Here is a 17,244-nt window from a genome sequence, read left to right on the forward strand (position 1 = left end):
GGTCTTACCGGCGTTACAGGAACCGGCGCATCTTTCGATGCCCCCGCCCAGCCCACCATAATTCAATAGTTGTGCTGGATTTACGGTATAAAAAAAGACGCAAGGCGCGTCATATACCGCCTGTAACAATTCGGGAGACCAATCCCGGCACCTGATTTTGCAGATGCGCTTAAAAGATACTGCTTTCTGTTAGCAGTAGCAAGCGGGGTTTTTAGAGATAGATCGCAGAAAATAAAAACGTTATTGATGAGTCTATAACCAGCTAATAAATAACGGTTTGAGTGACGATGTAGCCTATCAAAAATATAAAAAAACGCTCATAATACCTGACGTCAGGTTCTCTGTGTTTTCTTGTTACTATGTTTTTTTTGATTGCTGCTCATGTTCATAAATGTCGATGGCTCTATATGCAAATATTCCTTACAAGAAATTAATAGTGACATTTTGAGTTTTTTTGAGGATCTCTGTGTAGCCAGAAAGACAGATTGGTGACATTATCATTCATTCAAATAAAAAGATACTTATGATTATAATAAAAATATGAAATATTAGTTCTGCAAGAGCAAATGATTAAGATTATGGTGTCCGGATTTGCGGAACAGATTGAAACATATCCCGAACTGAACGATTTCATCTCAATACAGAGCTATACAGCTTTATCTTATGCGGCACACTTAATTGTGTGCGATGGTTTTCCGCAATTTCCAGCGTTGAATAATATACTGCGCGATTATTTAAAATGATTATCCAGCGCTATTTCCGAGGAGACAATAACGCTTGTCCGTACATTAAAACATGCCGTTCTGGTTGGCACTGGTTTGCGGCACGGGCTGCACTACGTCCCAATGTTCTACAATCTTCCCGTTGTCAACGCGCAGGATATCGACAACAGCATTTCCAGTATCTTGCGGATCGTTTTTAGCGAAAACATGCAGATAGACCAGATCGCCGTCGGTCGAGGTGCGAATGATGTGGCTTTCAGCATTCGGATAACTTGCAAAATAGTCCCGGAGCGTGGTTATAAGCGCTTCCCGGCCTGTCGCGATGAACGGATTATGCTGGATGTAATCTTCGCTCAGATATTGATACGCCAGATCCACATTGTGGTTGATTAAAACGGCGGTATAAAACTCAATCACCAGCGCCCGGTTTTGTTCTTCCTGAGCCAGGTTTCTTTGACTGCTTTGCGTTAACTCCGTCGGGGCAGGTGACTGAGCTTGCCTCTGGGTACAGGCAGACAGCGACATCGTCAGGCAGAACACGCAAGCAATAACAATAAATCGTGGTTTCATCTTGTTCGCTCTCCAGTTCGACAAAAATATCGGCTTTCCTACCGGAATCATACCAGCATCGTGGCCAATTCCGTCGTATATATTTGGCGGCGTCTTCCTGTCAGGATAGAAAGCCAAGCCTGGTCAGATGGTTGACGGGGGAATGTACGTTTTCTTCATGGTGCGAAATTCGCCATGACCAGGTGTCCGAGGCCTACTTCGGTATAGATACGCCGTGGGGGCGCATAACCGGGAGGCTGGGCGGGACTCATCAATTCATCGATGGCGGCGTTGCGGCGCACACCTCGGTGTGATCTATCCTTGATTTAGCACCCATCTTGTTTTCAAATCAATTAACGAAAGCGAGGTCACTATGGCAAGACAACAATATACCCCGGATTTCAAGTGCAGCGTCGTGGCATTACTGTTCGAAAGCGGTAAATCCGTTGCGCGCATGGCACAGGAGTTCGATATCAAAGAGAACACATTCTACATCTATGGACTATCTCCGTTTTGCAAGTACTGAATCTAGTTTTGGGTTGTTGCTTACATCTATCCGGCATAAGGAAAGCCTGTGCCCAAATGGGTAATCCGCACACAATCTCCTCAACAACTGGACGGCCTCTAAGGCCAGTGTAAAAATCAGGTTCCGATTGTGCAGGTGCAACCTGTCACCATTTATCAGTACGCAGCAACTTTTCTGGCTGGGTATTAACTTCCGGCTGCTTGATATTCGGTATCATTTCTCAGCATCGACCAGATTATTCTCGCGTTCTTGTTAGCTAGTGCCACTGTCGTTTTATTAAACCCTCGCCGTTCCTTTACCCACTGATGCTGATAGCCATCAGTGTTATTCTTGGCAACCCATGGCGCCATGAATAAAAAGTGTCCGTAAATGCTTGTCGTCTTTTTTAGTCATATTCATTAGCACTTGCCTGTCGCCACTTGAGTGCTGTCGAGGAACCAGACAAAGCCATGCGGCAAAGTGACGACCATTTTTAAATTCAGTTCCTTTGCCAATCGCGGCAACAACAGCCTTGGCCGTTTTAGGACCAATACCTTTAACTTTGGCAATGCGCTGACAGGCATCTGATTGCCTGAATACAGCATCGATTTCTTTATTAAAAAAGTTTATATGACGCCTAATATAGTTAAAGAGATCATAGAGTTCTGCAATTGTTCTGCGTATTCTTGTACTGAGTCCATTTTCTGCATCGTTGGATGCATCAGAGACACTGCTATGGCCCGTGTTTCATTACCGTCATTTTTTGCCCACGGATAAAGGGTTTTACATATGAAGGGTTGATGACCTTTACTTTATGCCCCAGTTTTTCAAACTCTCGCTGCCAGTAAAATGCCCCTGTGGATGCTTCAATGGCAATCAAACAGACCGGAATATTAGCCACCGTCTGGAGTAATTCTTTTCGGCCGATACGGTTTGAATAAACCGGCTTACCGACCTGGTTTAACCCGCAGAGCTGAAAGACATTTTTAGCCAGATCAATACCCGGAAATATGATATTCATGGTAACTCTCCTGCTGAACGTATTTCGTACAGTTAACCGCAATGGGGGAGGAGGTAGTCCATCCCATTGACTGGAAAAAAACGTTATCAGGATCAGAAGGATGTTGCTTTTTCTAATTCGCCCCACCTATCCGAACAGAAACGAGGAATTCGCCGTCTTATAAGCCAAAATTTCCGAACTGGAAGAGGATAAACCTATCCTGAAAAAAGTGGCGGTGTTCCTGGCGCGGGAAAGCTGCTGAGATACGCTATGGTCGCTCAGTTACCAGCTTTCCATGCCGCAACCTGTGGACGGCGGAAGGCTGGCTGTATCTGGCGGTGGTTATCGACCTGTATTCACAGCGGGTGATTGGGGAGCGATGTCGGAACTGATGAAAGCGGAACTGGTGTGTTATGTGCTGAAAATGGCGCTGTGGCTGTGGGAGATGCTGCGCGGAGTGATAGTGTACCCAGTACTGTTCCCATGACTATCAGGAAGTTATGAATGATAATGGTCTGACATGCAGCATGAGTGCTAAGGGGGGCGGCTATGACAACGCCTGTGCGGAAAGTTTTTTCCATAGTCTGAAAGTGGACGCTATCCACGGGGGAACAGTTCAACACGCGGGAGAAGATGAAATCGACGGTATTCGACTATATTAAGATTGATGACAACCGGCATCGGCGATATAGCCGCCAACGGCGTGCTAAGCCCGGTGCAATTTGAAAAGAAACCTCGCTTAAGGCGATGTCCACCGTTACTGGGCAAGATCACTGACTTGCATCCAGTATCTCGCGGGCGATCATTTCCCCTTCTCGGTCGGCGTCGGTGGCGATAACCATGGATGAGGATTTCTTCAGGAGTTTCTGGATGACGGTAAACTGTTTTTTTTGCATCTGCTTTCACCGCCAGTTTCCACTGAGCCGGAATGACTGGTAAATCTTCAAGCGCCCGTTTTTTATATTTGCATCATAACGTTCGGGTGGCTCCATCTCCAGCAGATGACCAAATCCTCAGGTGACGGCAATATTTTTGCCGGTGAGGCAGCCATTACCTTTTTGCGTCGCGCCGAGGATACGGGCGATATCACGGCCCTGGGACGGTTTTTCACATAAAAACAATTTCATCGTCGCTCCTGAAAAAAAGCGGGCATCAGGGGATGATGCCCGAACGGGCGGGGAACCCATGTATTACGGGAAGGAAAGTCGTGTCAGAGTAATAACGACAGGATGTGCGCTACAGGGGAAACTCAGTTTGGGATAGAGATGAAAAATGCCGGGAACGGTCTGCGCGAGTTTAGCGTCATCAACAGGCAATGGTTCCCGGCTCTGGCAGACAAATAGATAGGGTGTTATCAATCATGTTGGAGAGATTTCTCGACAGCAGAAGGTCATAATAAGCTCAGCAAACTTCCAGCAAAGGGGGACACCCTATGAGCAATAATTTCAATCTCGGGGGATTTATCTGCTGAGGCGCGCGACAAAATTAATGTCGATCTTGCTGCGAGCGGCGTCGCATACAAAGAGCGGTTGAATTTGCCTGTCATCCCGGCACTGGTCGAAGCGGAACAACCCGAGCAATACAGAGCCAATTTGCGCGAGCGATTACTGCACTACAGGGAGATCAGCAAAACGTTGCCTAAAGGTACAGATCTCGCCTATCAGAAAATGGCGGAGACCAACAATAAAACGTAATCACTGATTTCGACGCATGTATAAAAGAGAAAAAAAGAACCCTGCCGGAATGGCAGGGTTAGTGTGAGTATCAGGCAACCAGTTGTTTAGCTAAAGCAATTTCAACCGAATCACCGTCAGAGTTGAGAATATCCAGGCCGGACTCCGGCACATCGCCCGCGGTGCTTTGCGCTACGGCGATTTTTCGTGCCATCAGGTCGAGACAGGCGATTTGCGACGTCGCGGCATAGCCGAGATAAATCACTTTTACCGCCCGTTTCTGCCCGATGCGCCATGAGCGGCGCGCCGCCTGAAGCAGGGTATAGACGTTAAATCCGGTCTGCATAAACACGATGGTGGGAAACTCCAACAGGTCGAGCCCGGTTTTTACCAGCTCCGGGTTCGATACCAGCACGTCGATGCCCTTGTCTACCTGTTCAGCGACCCAGTCCTCCCGTTGCTCCGGGCTGACGGTGGCGCGCAACACGGCGACTTTTAGCCCGGCTTGCGTCAGCAGGGCTTTCAGCCGCGAGGTGGTATCGCGGGTGCCGCTGTAGGTGGAGTACGCCAGTACCTTACGGCCTGCGGCTTTCTCCGCCAGACAAAGAGCAATCAGTGCCTGCTCTTTGGGCGTCGCCTCCGTGGCATCGAACAGCGCGGGTACGAATGCCAGCGTGTCGCGGGTACGCGGATGTTTCACTACTTCCGGGCGGAAGCAACACTCCGGCCAGGCCAGCAGCACATTGAGCACCACGCCCAGCAGGGTGGTATCCCGCTTTGCCAGCGCCTGACGCAGCATCGTCGTCAGCGAGACGGACAGTTTCGTGTAAGCATCGCTTTGCGTCTCCGTCATCGCCACTTCCCGGAATTCTTCATGATAAGGCGGCAGCACGTCGCGGCCCAAATCACTCAGTTTCAGAAAAACGGTATAGGGCAGCAGGCAACGCAGCACGCCTTTTGGGCCGAATCCCGGCGCCTTGGATACCCGGACAGCGGTTTTTTTCCCTCTGGCGGTTTTATGCGCCTCACGGTTGTTTTCGGAGAGAACCTCCTTTAACACGCCGTGATCGTGCATAAACCGCATGCCGGCGGCGGTCAGGCTGCCGTTGCGGCCGGGGCGATAGCCTTCTTCCAGCATCCTCCGGGTCAATATGCGAAACAACAGATAAAAAATGTCGTCCGCATATCCCCCCATCAGCGTGCCGGTCAGCAGCAGGATTTTTCTGACGTGACTGGCCAGAACGCCCATCGCCTGTCCCTGTGCCGAACTTGCGCCCTTGTACTCATGCCCTTCGTCCACCACCATCAGGTCGAACGTGTTTTTCGGTAAATGGCGCTTGATGTATTCACTGGCCTGGTAATTTCCTTCGCCGAAGCCGAATTCAACATTGGCCATCGCACGCTCCATACGCTGAGCCTGCCGGTCGGAAAACACCAGTTCGCCGCTGTTGTCCATCAGGTTGATGAACTCGTAGAGGTTATCGCCGAGCATGGACGCCAGAAACGCGTCGCCAAAGGCATTTTTCAGTTTTCTGGCCGTCGCATCGCCAATGGTCGGGATGCGTTTCAACGCCTTATTCACCATCTGAGACTGTAAATCATCAGGCAGGGCATTCGGGCGCATCAGCGTCCACAGCGGCGTCTGGCAGTGCGAGCATTTGCGGGGTTTTTCTTCCTGTTGCAGGTGGTTTACTGCAAGCCAGTTGCCGTCCGTATCGGTAATGCGCTGACCGCAGTCGGGGCAAACGCCTAAGGGGATGCCCTGCCGGCGCCGTACCGCGCAGGCGGGTTTCCAGTGGTAGCCCATGCGCATCCGTACCCGGCCCAATATAAAAAACTCCGGGCCGGTAGCGGGAACGTGAAGCTGTTCGCGCAGCAACATCAGCTTGATGAGCGTATCCGGGCCGTTGAGCACCCAGATACGGGCATTTTCAATGGTCTCCAGTATTTCCCGCCGCCACTTGTAAACCAGATGCGGCGGCGAGAGCACCAGCGTGCGGCGGTAGCCTTCGCGGTACAGCACCGCCGCCGTGGCTATGGCTAGCAGCGTCTTCCCGCAACCCATTTCGCCATTGATGATGGCGGCATGTTCGTTGCGATCGACCAGCAGTTTTACCACCGCCTGTACGGTATCGGCCTGTGCCGGGAACGGGCGGCGTTTCAGCGCGTCCATGACGGCCTGCCTTTTCAGATCGGGCGTGCCGTCATAAACGGGGGGTAGGGACTGGTTCAGCGATGCCAGCAGGCTGTCGCCGAATTCGTCGATAAACTGGTTCAGTGGAAAAACAACGGGTGAAGTCGTTGAGGGAGATGTCTCGGTCATGGTCATGTTCCTTGAAATAAAAAAACATCGGGAATGTTTTTTAACGCCGCTTGCGGCGGCCTGGCAGGGTTACCTACAGGGATGTAAGCCATAAAAAACGGGACAGACCATTCCCCGTCGGGAACGCTGTCCCGTCAGGGTGAGTGAAGTGATAAAACTCAGGGGTGAACGGAAATCACGGTCTCGCTGCGATCGGCGCAGGTATTGATGACCACCATGCGGATGCCATTAAACGGGTGGAAATAACAGGACAGCAGGCTGTTGTCATATTCCAGCGCATAGTGATTGGTCAGGCGTAATTTTCGGGGAACGTCGCCCCAGTCGCCTGACGTATGACGGCGAAGCAGCCGTTGCAGGTTTTCCGTACTCAGTGCGTTTTTATCGTCATTGAGCAGAACGTTGCCGCAGGGAAAGACGGTTTTGTGCGTGAAAGCCGGAAGGCTCAGTAATCGATGTGTCATGATAAGTTCCTTGAACGTATTGAGGGTGGCGGGTTAACGAATGGCGATCAGTTGTCCGAACGTTTCTGATCCCGGCGTCATATCCCAGGCGGAAATAGCCGGAATGAAACGATCCGTCATCGTGATGGTCTCGGTAATCTCACCCTCGTCGTTTTCAGTGAATTCGGTTTTACGGTCTTTCACTTTGTAGGTGTCGCCGCGAACAACCAGGGGGCGGCCCGATGGCGAGGTGATCACGCCGGTGATCGCGCCCGCGGCCAGTGCCAGTGCGAGATGCCAGCGGGAAAGTTGTTTTGCCGGTGGTCGTAGTGGCTGTGGCTGGAGGCAAAGCTCGGTGGAGAACGCAGGCCATAGCCCTTTCAGTTGGCTCATTTCCTCTTCGAGTTGAACGGGTTCGAGCGTGACGCGGTAAAAATGTTTCAGTGTCTGTCGGACGGTGGGGACGCGGTAGGGTACTGACCAGGCATCGGGCAGCGCCGGTGCGGTCTCCTCACCTTGCCCGACACGCAGCAGACGTCGCTGGAGTTGCTTTACGGCATTGGTATGTTGCTGATGCTGGCGGATCCGGCGGCCAAAAATCACCACCTGCTTAAACTGATCCGTGGCGGCGGAAAATAGCCGCACATCCGTAAAGCTGTTTGCCAGCCAGCCCGCGAATTCGCGATCGAGCGTGTAGTACGGGATTATCAGCACCAGAATGCCGCCATATTGCAGATTGCCCAGGGTGCGCTGATAAAACAGCTTTTCCAGCCGGGCGCGGCCTTTGTGGTCGGTTTCCTGTTTCCCATTGACCAGATCGCCGTAGGGTGGGTTAAGAAACAACAGCGAAAAGGCCTGTTGAGAGATAACCGTGTCCATCAGATCGCCGTGCAGTGACAGATCGGCCAGGGTGGCGCAGTGCGCGGCACGCTCTGCATCGTATTCCACGGTACAGGCCTGGACACGCTCTTCGTCCAGATGGCAGGCGATCTCCGTAATGGCGACGCCTTCGCCGGCGCAGGGATCCAGCAACCGGAGCGTACCGGTGGGACTATCCGGCGTCAGCGCGGTGAGAATACGCTCCAGCGTGGCCTCGTCGGTGGGGAAGTAGCCGTTGCGCACAAAATTGCGCGCCAGGCGGGGGAACATAAGCGCCATAGAGGGTTTCCTTGTGATAAGTGACATGTTGATAAGGAGCGTACCCGGCAGGGAAGGTACGCTCGTGGCGTCATCAGGCCGCGAGAGGCGGGGCGGATGATAAAGGCGAGTCGGATGAAGTCCGCAGTTCCCCTCGTGAAATGGCCTGACTCATCAGTTCAGTCAACAGGGGGATATCGACGGACAACCGCCAGCCGGACAGGCCGCCATAGCCGCCGGGCAGCGGGGCGAGCATCTGTGAGGTTTGCAGGATGTCCAGCACGATAGTCTGCCAGTGGTCCAGGAGCGGCACTGAGCAGGTTTCCCGAAGCAGCGCCCAGGCGCGCTGGCGCCACAGAGGATCGTCTTTGGCGGTCAATAAAATGGCCTGATGGTTAGCTCTGTCGGGGATCCGGCAGCGTTTATCGAATAACCAGAGATGCACCAGCGTGCCGAAGCGTGTCTGGCCGTGTCGTGACGTCCGCTTGTCCAGATTATCGGTATTGCCGGGAAACAGCGTATGTTCATGAAGGGCGACATCGGTCAGCGTCAACTGCGTCAACGCCTCTTCATTTTTGAGCGTCATCCGCGCCAGCAGTTCCTGAATCGCGGTATCGCGTCCCCAGACGGACAGGAACGCCAGTGAACGCCGTTCGTCGCAGACGTAAGCGTCAGCCATGATGTGGGGACATTCGTTAAGTCGTAGCAGAGATGCCATGGGAAAACCCTCCTTTCGGTTGTTAACAGGGTTTTCCCCAGTCGGGAAAACCCGACAGTGGGTGAGATAATGCGGAAATTACGACGTGGTTTCTTCTGCGGGAACAGCCGTTTTAATAAAATGCTGCTCCTGAGCCCTGAAATCGTAGCCGAGCCGGGACAGCCGAGCCTTCTGCTGGCGCAGCACCTGCCGGGGGGCGGTGGCATCGAGTTTAACGATGTCGCCCAGCGGCCAGAGCGGGCCAAACAGTTTCTGGTCATCGTCTTCCTGCTCCGCCGACGTCGGCACCACGAATTGCGGGCGTCTGGCGGCGGTGTTTTCTGCTGGCGTCGGTTCGATTGCTTTTCCCGCGGGCGTTTCCGGTTGCGGCGACTGCGCAGGCTCTTCTTCATCCAGCGGATCGTTAACTGGCGGAGTGAGTTTCTGTTCGTCGCCGGGCGTCAGCGCCTCATCGGTGGCAATATTCATGGCATCAAGGCGAACGCGCATTTCAAAACCGGAGTTTGCGCCGTAGCTCCATGAATGCAGGTAAATTTTGCCGATCACAAACTGGCCTTCATAAATACCGGCGGTATATTGCTCCAGTTCGCGGTTTTTAACGGAAAAGCTGCCGATGGCGGTTTCCAGCAGGCCAACGTTAAAATCGCCGTTTCGCCCGTGAATGGTTCTGACCACCAGTTTCCCGGCAACCATCACCGGGGCGGTTGAGGTGTTGTTCATAGTCAGTCCTGATAGTGGTTAATGGGGAGAATAAAACGTTATTCTCCCGATAGGGTTGGTGAAGGGATCAGGCGGCGGCGGGTTGGCTTTCTTCAGCGTTTTCCCGGTAGACTTCAAAGCCGTCAATCTTGATGGTGGTGATTTTGATCAGACGGCCTTTAATCGAGCAGCCTGACTGGCCGCTTTTCGCGCCTGACTGGTAGGTGAAAACTTCAGGGTAAATATCGCCGACAGTAAAAGCGATAAGCACCTTCTGTTTTTTACTCAGCGCATCCTGGCAACTTCCCAGCAGGGAGGCGGCTTTTTCGTTATAGACTCGAACGTCAATATAACTGTATTCAGGGGAGTCCTTCGTACCGCGCAGGGCGGCAATGGTGCATGCCATAAACGGATCACCGCGTTTGGGCGTCACGGTGCGCAGACGGTTGACATAGCCAATGCCTCGGGTATGCAGATCAAAATATTTGTTTTCGGTGGTCATGGTCTGTCTCCATAAATATAGATATGGGAGACAGCCCCGCTGGGGAGTTGTCTCCCGGCGGGGGTAAGGATATGAGTGAAGGATGACGACGATATGCTTGCAGGCATATTGCTCATTTTCAGTCGTATTGAGCATCAGGCGAGCATCACCAGAGGTGGACAGCTTGCAGCTCTGCTGTACGGGCCATCGCAGGGATGGGTAAAGCAGGCACAGTAAACAACGGCAGAGATTATTCGGGAAGAAAAAACTGTTTTTCGAAATGAAAAATTAAATGCCGCATAAAAAAGCCTCGCTGAATAATAGCGAGGCAATGAACTTTTAATTATTTTAATGCGGTGATGGCGATTTCTTTATCAGAAAAAGAGACTGCAATATCGCTGCGGTCATTAATGGCGGACTGTAATGCGCTGTGCTGTGCGGATATCTCTTCGACGCGATCATTTTCGCCGCATAGCGTATTTAAGCGCTCACGCCATTCATCGGACTCCTGCCTGTCAGGGCTGAATCCTTCGGCATAACACAGTGTAATCCCGCGTATTGGCATCATATAAAGTCCCTGATCTTTTACCAGAAGGACTGAACAGTTATATTTTATTGCATCCTGAATGACGGGAATAAGCGTTTCAGATTTGAAGATGATGTTTTCTTTCATGAAGAATTCCTTATGAATAAGATGGAATGTGTTTGTGACGGTAAGCCAAATAAGGGGAGCGCCTGTTTAAACCGCATCAGGCGTACAGGGGAGAATTAAACAGTATGAAGTTCCCTCTGCCGTTGTGTTGACAGAGGGATGTCGTATATCATTTTTTACGTGCTTTTAACTCAAATTGCGTGTCGGTGAACGTCACGACAAGATGACTTCGGTTATCTGTCACGGCTGAGAATACGGAGCTGTTTATATCAATAAATTCTCCGAAGTCATCTCCGCCGCAGATAGCGTTTAATTCATCGTACCATTGGTCAAATTCCTGTATGTCGGGATTAAATCCCTCTGCATAGCACAATGTTTTTTGTCTTCCTGTGCCTGTGTCTCTCTCGCCTTTTTCAGCCATCATATAAAGACCATGATCTTTTACCAGAATAATACGGCATTTGTTTTTTCTGGCCTCCTGAATAACCGGGCTGAGTGTTTCTGATTTAAAAATGACGCTTCTTTTCATGGTGATTTCCTTCATAAATTAAATGGAGTGTGTTTACGGCAACGATGCAAATTAATTGCACCGCCTGTTTTCAGTTGCATCAGGCGTAGGGGATGAACATCGTATTGCTACGGGTAACTTCCAGTTCGCGTTACCGGGCGCCATAAGGCGATGTTGCCGGGAAATTAAACCGGCGAAGCAGAAAAATCGACAGAAGAAACCCTATTCAGGCAGGCGTAAATTATTCACTTATTCGCAGATCCCGGTGTAAATACTGTGGCAGGGTTTACCATCATTTAATGCGGCAATATCATCAAACAGCTTTCCGCCGTGTTTTGAAAACGCCCAGCCGCGGTATGTCTGGATACCGTGGCTGTCGAGGCTGATTTTATAGGTATCTTTTTCCGCTTTTCCCGGATCGCGGGTGGAAGGGAAAAAGGTCGAGTTGCCGCGCGTGGAGCAGGCTGCGACAATCCGCTCCCACTGCGCTACGCGTTCGATCTGTTCCGGAAAACGGCGGAAAATCACGCCCAATTCTTTTTTTCGAGCATGGATACAGGGCATGCAGCCCACTCGTGCGCACCCCAGTTGGTAGAGCGGATTCGGCGGAATGCCGTGACGTCTTGCCAACGAAAATACGTCCTCATGCGTCCAGTGCAGTAAAGGACGATAGACGTGCAAGCCCATTTTATCGCCCGTATCCTGTTCCAGTTCTGGCAGTCTGGCGCGGAATGCGGATTCCTGGGCGCGCACGCCTTGCCAGCTAATCACATCGTCATACCGGGCCAGCAATGGGGTGATTATTTGCTCGTCAATGGGGCGATGCTTCAGTTCAAATGTGCAAAACCGGGCGCAGGTGCTGGGAAAGCGGCCTTTCAGAATACATAAATCAAGGAAGGGAATATGACGCGGATACATTTCTGCCAGGGCATAGTGAATACGTTGTTCCGCTTCCTGCGGCGTAAAATGATATTTTTCAACCAGCTTTTGCGGCCAGATTTGCTGAATATAATGGCGCTTGTTGATGATACGTTGCCGAAAATCAGCCCTGACGCGCATCACGACGCCCAATTTTTGCTCCAGCACAGAGAGATAGTCATAAGTATAAGGATGTTCATGACCCGTATCGGCAAAAACGACGGTCGCGTTTATGCCCTGTTCGCGAGCCAATAACCACAATGCCAGCGAATCTTTGCCGCCCGATAAGCTGATAACATGCCGGACTGAATCTGTTGGAAAATTTTTATGTGATTGCATGTAGGTGACCTCATGGAGACGAATGAGATCGGTTAATTAACCGCTGCGAACCGGCACGGTCTCGTATCAATTCAATACGGTAAAAAAAGAATGACGCCCGTCAGGGCGTCACCAGAGCGAGTTACTCGTTATTTTCCGTTTCAGGAGAGGATCCCGGTTCTTTGTCTGTATCAGGTTTACTGCTCAGCATGTGCAGCGTGCCGTTAATATCGATAACCACCTCGGTGGACAGCCGCTCCGCGCCCAGGTTGTCCTGCCATTTTCTGACTTGTAACCGTCCTTCCAGATACACCTGCGTTCCTTTTTTCAGGTGTTTTGCCGCGATTTCCGCCAGTTTGTTGTACACTACAATCCGGTGCCATTGGGTGCGTTCTTTGGTTTCCCCGGTTTCCTTGTCTTTCCAGATATCCCCGGTGGCGATCGAAAAAACGGTGACTGGCTGCTTATCCGCTGTATAACGCACCTCCGGATCCTGTCCCAGAAAACCGATCAGGCAGACTTTATTCAATCCACGTTGGGCCATATTGATTATCCTCGTATTGATATGTTGCAGGGGAGGCTGACGCCGATAGCGCGGCTGAACGGGCGTCAGCCATTTTGAGGGAGCATTCACGGATCTGGCACAGCAGAAGGTGGTTATCGACATCTGCATGTTGAAGAGGATCCGAGCCTGTTCGATCGCCAGCAGCGCGTCCCTGATTTGCGGCGGTTGTGAGGCGTCCTGTAGCAGCGCGCGCCATGCCGGTGTGCCGGAGCGATTGTTCTGCTGATTGCGCCAGCGCAGAAAATTTGCACCAGAGCGGGCTGGCCCACGGCATAACAGCAAGGGTAAGTTTCGTAACGGCCAGCGCCAGGCACGGTGAATGATCCGCGTCTGTAGCTGGTGCAGGGTCGCCGCCGCGTCTGCCGCAGATTGCGCTGATAATTGCGGCTCCCTTACCCTTAAAAGGCCTTTTAGACAGCTTTCGTAAGCAAACCAGTCCTCGCGGGTCAGCGCCTGGTATATGGAGGCTGGATCAGTCATCGTCGTCTCCGGGCTCTGTCGCAGTAACCGTCGATACGTCAAGGTCTGGCCCATCGGCGGAAGGTTCATCTGGCGCAGAGGCCGGAATATCAGCCACAGGTTCAGGTCTATCCTCTGAGGCAAACCGGAGCGGTGGCGCATAGGCCGAGCGTCGGGAGCCCTTAAAGATATCGTCCGGCACGGGACCGGCTAATTCTTCCGCCGCCTGTGCGCGGGCATTGCCGTCACGGATATCCTGCCGGGTAACGGGAATACGCCGGTATTTCTGGGCCAGCACAAAAATACTGCGGATCAGGTTGCCGCCGCGCTGACGAATGTCGTTGAGCTCCACGCGGTTAATCAGCGCCATGTGATTCGCCAGCATCAGGTTGCGCATCAGCTTGTCGAAATCGGTCAGCAGATAGACGGCAATAAACCCTAACTGGGAAGCGGCAAACACCGGGAACCGCGCAGGCTGGATACTGAGGCAGCTTTCAACGGTCATCATTTCCGGGATCTGGGCGAATACGGCGTCCATACTGCCGATTAATGCGTTCATTTCCTCCCGAGCGGACAGTAACCGTTCTTCCAGCCTCAGCATCCAGATATCGGCATAGGGGTTGTCGGTGATGGCATCCAGGCGGAGGATATTCATGATATTAAGGAAACGCGGCATCCCGATGATGCCGTGGACATCTTCTTCCGGGTTTGCCTGGCGCCCCTGCCACAGCTGGGTCGCCAAATGGGTGTGCAGTTCAATGGTGATGGCGCTGCGTAACGGGCCGCTGGTGAGACGGTAATTATCCCGGCTGCTTTGCTGTTCGTTTTCGTTCATGAGAGGCTCCTGCAAATGAAGGAGCGGACAGGGTGTTACAGTTTATTCTAGGGTGATATTGCAAAACCAATTATAAAAATGAAGGAAATGGGCTGGCTGGTTTGATAGGTTATAATTTTGGTTTTATTCTTATTGATAGGAAACGGTCTAAAAATATTCTGCCAGAATATTTTTAGACCGTTTCCGTTTGAAAGTGAGATATTAATCGGTAAAAACTATGTCTATCGATTGCACTGATAAGAAAAACACGCAGAGAAAGAAACTCCCCGCCTTTGGGTCGTCTTATTCTTAGCGCAGCTGGCGCTCAAGCTTTGCCTGGCAATCAATACACGTTGTTACGCCGGGCAATGTCCCACGCCGTTTGTCTGGAATGCGTTCACCGCATAGCCGGCAGTAAGACAATGATGGCGTTGCAGCAGGTCTGAAACGGTTTTTTTCGATAAGCTTTTCCAACTGCTGCTCATTGAGTTCCTGATCGCGATCGATTTCATCTGGCATGTGATTTCCTCCTGTCCGATGCTTCTTTTTCGCAAAGCGTGATGCGGTTCCAGACCACGGTGAGCGACGGGCCCTCATCTTGTGATGAGAGTTCTTCGGTAACTTGCATCATGATGTCCAGCGCGTTGAGCGAGTCGATGTTTTCCGGGCGTCGTTTTTGCCAACGAACCCAGATTTCAGCATCGGTATCTTCATCCGGGATTTGCGTCCGGCCCTGAGAAATAGATATACCTAGCAACCGGCGTCGGGCGCTGATTTCATTAGACGACAGGCCAAAATACTGGTTCAGAAGCTCAATTGAACCGCCCAGACAGATGGCCCGGTTAATCTGTTGTTGCAGGAGTACCTCCTGACGGGACTGAGCCAGGATCTGGCGTAGAACTTCGTGTTGGATCGTGACATTCATAAACTGCGCGGACGCCCGGCTGACAATGAACAGCTCGTCTAGGGATAACTGATTGATGGCGTTCATTTCGTCGTAAGTGAAACCCAGCGCTTCGCAGTAGCGAATGTTGCCTTCTTTCAGCGCATGCAGTACGTCAGTCAATACCGCGTAGTTCAGTGACGGGATCATGATGATGCCTCCTCCCGTTGTTTCTCATGCAGGCGGCGCAGCAGACGGATCAACTGGAAAATATTTATGACCACATCGTCGCCAAATCCGGCTGACGTCATCGCGGAGCCCAGTAATAAATGCTGCCACAGTGACGCGGCTCCCCCCATTTTTTGCGCCAGAAAAGACAGAAGTTGCCAGTAGGTACGAGCCTCATTCGACAACGGGCTGTCTGGCTCTGCCAAATCAAAGCCGTTTTCCTGCGAGGGTTGTATCAGATGTTCCAGACCGGCTTTTGCCGCCAGCCCCCATGCCGTTTGTTCGGCAAGCGATGGCAGATTTTCGGTAGTGTCAAAGACAGGCTCGATATCCCATCCAGCCTCCGGGCGTTCCAGGGGCGATATCTCCGCCGGATCAGTATCGGTGATATTCCCGCTTTCGCTTTCCTGTTCCTCTTTCCCTGCAGCATGGGGCTTGACAGAAGGGGCGGATCCGGGTTTTGCGTGAGAATCATAAAAAGGTTCGTCATTTTGTTCCGGTACTTCGTCCGCCGTATTTCGGGGTGTTGAGAGGACCGTTCTGACCTCTGGTTGATAACGGCGTTGCTCGTTGATCTCAGGGAGTGTTGGGGTTGGTGATCCCAATAGCGCTTGGCGTTTCTGAGCCCCGGCATCGGTGATCAATGCCACGGCATTGTAATCGATCTCCAGCGCCTGGCTGATAAGTCCCGTTAGTTCGTCCCGAATACCGTCATACGAGAAACCCGCCAGCGGGCCATTAAAGGGGATAAGAGCCATAGCGAAGACATCATTAAAGTCAGGTTTGCCAGCGACAGATTGATACTGGGTATCCCAGAATTTTGATGTGCAGGCGCGCAGCATTAACAACCTTTCAATGGTGGTTTTAGGCAGGCCGCTGTACAGCAAATCCGGAATATGAGGCAGGAGATAGTTAATCGTCGCTGTCATTCTGCTGTATACCGACTGGTGGATTGCATAGCCGGCCTGATCAAGTTTCTGGAGTAATTCTGTTTGGGACATCGCGCCATAGAGCGACAGGCAAATATCAGCCGCTTTTTGTACGGCCAGGGATTTTTCAATAAATGTCAGCGAACCGCGCAGATCATTCTCGACCAGATGACCGAGCAGACAGTGTAAATTACCGCGCTCTACAGGACCGGACAGCCATTTGTGGAACAGGCAGGTGATATCCCAGAATACTTTATCCTGCGTCTCCAGCCAGAGTTCATTCAGAATAGACAGTCGGGTATTCCCGCCATTGAATACAATATAATGGCTTTCGCCTGGTCGTTGGGTGATTTTCGGAGGATGGTCGAGCCCGCGGTTTTTAATTGATGTCTTGATTTCCTCATAATAGGGATTCCGGATAATTCTGGGATCGAGTTCAAAGGCCCTGAGTTGGTCCAGTTTCACGGATAAAAGGGTACCTTGATTATCTTTCATCATCCTTTTCCTCTGAAAAAATGATTAACGGTTGGCTAATTTAATATTGATCCATTCATCAATTTCAGATTCGAGCCAGGCTACGCTGGCCGGACCTATTTTGACCGAATGAGGAAAGTTGCCGCTTTTCATATACAGATATATTTGCGAGCGTTTTAAACCGGTTTTTTCTTCAACCTGCTTTAGTCGTAATAGCTGATGTGATGTCATAGTATCCTCCTGTGGCAG

General features: G+C 51.5%; 19 protein-coding genes and 2 pseudogenes. 3 read left to right on the forward strand and 18 right to left on the reverse strand.

Annotated elements, in window-relative coordinates; genetic code table 11:
- Positions 1–788: 788 nt before the first annotated feature.
- On the reverse strand, positions 789–1,292 hold the full coding sequence (locus FJU30_RS23050) for a nuclear transport factor 2 family protein (protein WP_150437313.1): 504 nt from the start codon (positions 1,290–1,292) through the stop codon (positions 789–791).
- Positions 1,293–1,644: 352 nt separating this feature from the next.
- Here FJU30_RS23050 and FJU30_RS27685 point away from each other — a divergent pair, with 352 nt between their 5' ends.
- Positions 1,645–1,797 (forward strand): transposase, encoded by a 153-nt coding sequence (locus tag FJU30_RS27685; RefSeq protein WP_150437314.1) that lies wholly within the window; start codon positions 1,645–1,647, stop codon positions 1,795–1,797.
- Between the two features lie 185 nt (positions 1,798–1,982).
- Here FJU30_RS27685 and FJU30_RS23060 read toward each other — a convergent pair.
- Positions 1,983–2,797, reverse strand: a pseudogene (locus FJU30_RS23060) (IS110 family transposase).
- Between the two features lie 284 nt (positions 2,798–3,081).
- Between FJU30_RS23060 and FJU30_RS27315 the strand changes: the two are divergent.
- Positions 3,082–3,509: pseudogene (locus FJU30_RS27315) on the forward strand (IS3 family transposase); the annotation flags it as partial.
- 37 nt (positions 3,510–3,546) lie between these two features.
- Here FJU30_RS27315 and FJU30_RS27320 read toward each other — a convergent pair.
- Positions 3,547–3,672, reverse strand: coding sequence for a toprim domain-containing protein (locus FJU30_RS27320; protein WP_223881673.1), 126 nt, complete (start codon positions 3,670–3,672; stop codon positions 3,547–3,549).
- A gap of 543 nt (positions 3,673–4,215) precedes the next feature.
- Here FJU30_RS27320 and FJU30_RS23070 point away from each other — a divergent pair.
- Positions 4,216–4,470, forward strand: coding sequence for a DNA polymerase III subunit theta (locus FJU30_RS23070; RefSeq protein ID WP_370541769.1), 255 nt, complete (start codon positions 4,216–4,218; stop codon positions 4,468–4,470).
- Positions 4,471–4,540: 70 nt separating this feature from the next.
- Here FJU30_RS23070 and FJU30_RS23075 read toward each other — a convergent pair whose 3' ends face one another.
- The 15 genes from FJU30_RS23075 to FJU30_RS23145 form a co-directional block, all read right to left on the reverse strand.
- Entirely contained in the window at positions 4,541–6,772 is a 2,232-nt protein-coding gene (locus tag FJU30_RS23075) for a DEAD/DEAH box helicase family protein (protein WP_395858777.1), read from the reverse strand.
- A gap of 158 nt (positions 6,773–6,930) precedes the next feature.
- On the reverse strand, positions 6,931–7,233 hold the full coding sequence (locus FJU30_RS23080; RefSeq protein ID WP_150437316.1) for a hypothetical protein: 303 nt from the start codon (positions 7,231–7,233) through the stop codon (positions 6,931–6,933).
- 33 nt (positions 7,234–7,266) lie between these two features.
- Entirely contained in the window at positions 7,267–8,370 is a 1,104-nt protein-coding gene (locus tag FJU30_RS23085) for a DUF6094 domain-containing protein (protein WP_150437317.1), read from the reverse strand.
- Between the two features lie 73 nt (positions 8,371–8,443).
- Complete coding sequence (locus tag FJU30_RS23090; RefSeq protein ID WP_150437318.1) at positions 8,444–9,067, reverse strand: hypothetical protein; 624 nt, start codon at positions 9,065–9,067, stop codon at positions 8,444–8,446.
- 78 nt (positions 9,068–9,145) lie between these two features.
- Positions 9,146–9,787 (reverse strand): DUF3275 family protein, encoded by a 642-nt coding sequence (locus FJU30_RS23095; RefSeq protein WP_150437319.1) that lies wholly within the window; start codon positions 9,785–9,787, stop codon positions 9,146–9,148.
- Between the two features lie 67 nt (positions 9,788–9,854).
- Positions 9,855–10,403, reverse strand: coding sequence for a DUF3577 domain-containing protein (locus tag FJU30_RS23100; protein ID WP_150437320.1), 549 nt, complete (start codon positions 10,401–10,403; stop codon positions 9,855–9,857).
- Between the two features lie 187 nt (positions 10,404–10,590).
- On the reverse strand, positions 10,591–10,920 hold the full coding sequence (locus FJU30_RS23105; RefSeq protein WP_150437321.1) for a DUF3085 domain-containing protein: 330 nt from the start codon (positions 10,918–10,920) through the stop codon (positions 10,591–10,593).
- Between the two features lie 148 nt (positions 10,921–11,068).
- The gene (locus FJU30_RS23110) at positions 11,069–11,428 is read right to left on the reverse strand and encodes a DUF3085 domain-containing protein (protein WP_172290878.1); all 360 of its coding nucleotides are present in this window, start codon (positions 11,426–11,428) and stop codon (positions 11,069–11,071) included.
- Positions 11,429–11,656: 228 nt separating this feature from the next.
- A complete protein-coding gene (locus FJU30_RS23115; RefSeq protein WP_150437323.1) occupies positions 11,657–12,664 on the reverse strand; it encodes a phosphoadenosine phosphosulfate reductase domain-containing protein in 1,008 nt (335 codons plus the stop codon).
- A 121-nt stretch (positions 12,665–12,785) separates the two neighbouring features.
- Positions 12,786–13,688, reverse strand: coding sequence for a single-stranded DNA-binding protein (gene ssb, locus FJU30_RS23120; RefSeq protein ID WP_191091674.1), 903 nt, complete (start codon positions 13,686–13,688; stop codon positions 12,786–12,788).
- Positions 13,681–14,502: a PFL_4669 family integrating conjugative element protein gene (locus FJU30_RS23125; protein WP_150437325.1), complete on the reverse strand. Its 822-nt coding sequence runs from the start codon at positions 14,500–14,502 to the stop codon at positions 13,681–13,683. Before FJU30_RS23125 ends, ssb begins: the two co-directional genes overlap by 8 nt.
- A gap of 288 nt (positions 14,503–14,790) precedes the next feature.
- On the reverse strand, positions 14,791–15,000 hold the full coding sequence (locus tag FJU30_RS23130; protein WP_150437326.1) for a TraR/DksA family transcriptional regulator: 210 nt from the start codon (positions 14,998–15,000) through the stop codon (positions 14,791–14,793).
- Positions 14,990–15,574, reverse strand: coding sequence for a DUF2857 domain-containing protein (locus FJU30_RS23135; RefSeq protein ID WP_150437327.1), 585 nt, complete (start codon positions 15,572–15,574; stop codon positions 14,990–14,992). Before FJU30_RS23135 ends, FJU30_RS23130 begins: the two co-directional genes overlap by 11 nt.
- Complete coding sequence (locus FJU30_RS23140) at positions 15,571–17,019, reverse strand: ParB family protein (RefSeq protein ID WP_150437328.1); 1,449 nt, start codon at positions 17,017–17,019, stop codon at positions 15,571–15,573. Before FJU30_RS23140 ends, FJU30_RS23135 begins: the two co-directional genes overlap by 4 nt.
- A 21-nt stretch (positions 17,020–17,040) precedes the next feature.
- A complete protein-coding gene (locus FJU30_RS23145) occupies positions 17,041–17,226 on the reverse strand; it encodes an AlpA family transcriptional regulator (protein WP_150437329.1) in 186 nt (61 codons plus the stop codon).
- Positions 17,227–17,244 lie beyond the last annotated feature (18 nt).

This window comes from Affinibrenneria salicis (genome assembly GCF_008710095.1).

Coding starts and splice junctions, on each gene's coding strand:
- FJU30_RS23050 (WP_150437313.1), bottom strand. CDS start 1,292: ATGAAACCACGATTTATTGTTATTGCTTGCGTGTTCTGCCTGACGATG.
- FJU30_RS23095 (WP_150437319.1), bottom strand. CDS start 9,787: ATGAACAACACCTCAACCGCCCCGGTGATGGTTGCCGGGAAACTGGTG.
- FJU30_RS23090 (WP_150437318.1), bottom strand. CDS start 9,067: ATGGCATCTCTGCTACGACTTAACGAATGTCCCCACATCATGGCTGAC.
- FJU30_RS23075 (WP_395858777.1), bottom strand. CDS start 6,772: ATGACCGAGACATCTCCCTCAACGACTTCACCCGTTGTTTTTCCACTG.
- FJU30_RS23135 (WP_150437327.1), bottom strand. CDS start 15,574: ATGATCCCGTCACTGAACTACGCGGTATTGACTGACGTACTGCATGCG.
- ssb (WP_191091674.1), bottom strand. CDS start 13,688: ATGACTGATCCAGCCTCCATATACCAGGCGCTGACCCGCGAGGACTGG.
- FJU30_RS27320 (WP_223881673.1), bottom strand. CDS start 3,672: ATGCAAAAAAAACAGTTTACCGTCATCCAGAAACTCCTGAAGAAATCC.
- FJU30_RS23145 (WP_150437329.1), bottom strand. CDS start 17,226: ATGACATCACATCAGCTATTACGACTAAAGCAGGTTGAAGAAAAAACC.
- FJU30_RS23140 (WP_150437328.1), bottom strand. CDS start 17,019: ATGATGAAAGATAATCAAGGTACCCTTTTATCCGTGAAACTGGACCAA.
- FJU30_RS23115 (WP_150437323.1), bottom strand. CDS start 12,664: ATGCAATCACATAAAAATTTTCCAACAGATTCAGTCCGGCATGTTATC.
- FJU30_RS23085 (WP_150437317.1), bottom strand. CDS start 8,370: ATGGCGCTTATGTTCCCCCGCCTGGCGCGCAATTTTGTGCGCAACGGC.
- FJU30_RS23080 (WP_150437316.1), bottom strand. CDS start 7,233: ATGACACATCGATTACTGAGCCTTCCGGCTTTCACGCACAAAACCGTC.
- FJU30_RS23125 (WP_150437325.1), bottom strand. CDS start 14,502: ATGAACGAAAACGAACAGCAAAGCAGCCGGGATAATTACCGTCTCACC.
- FJU30_RS23130 (WP_150437326.1), bottom strand. CDS start 15,000: ATGCCAGATGAAATCGATCGCGATCAGGAACTCAATGAGCAGCAGTTG.
- FJU30_RS27685 (WP_150437314.1), top strand. CDS start 1,645: ATGGCAAGACAACAATATACCCCGGATTTCAAGTGCAGCGTCGTGGCA.
- FJU30_RS23110 (WP_172290878.1), bottom strand. CDS start 11,428: ATGAAAAGAAGCGTCATTTTTAAATCAGAAACACTCAGCCCGGTTATT.
- FJU30_RS23105 (WP_150437321.1), bottom strand. CDS start 10,920: ATGAAAGAAAACATCATCTTCAAATCTGAAACGCTTATTCCCGTCATT.
- FJU30_RS23100 (WP_150437320.1), bottom strand. CDS start 10,403: ATGCTCAATACGACTGAAAATGAGCAATATGCCTGCAAGCATATCGTC.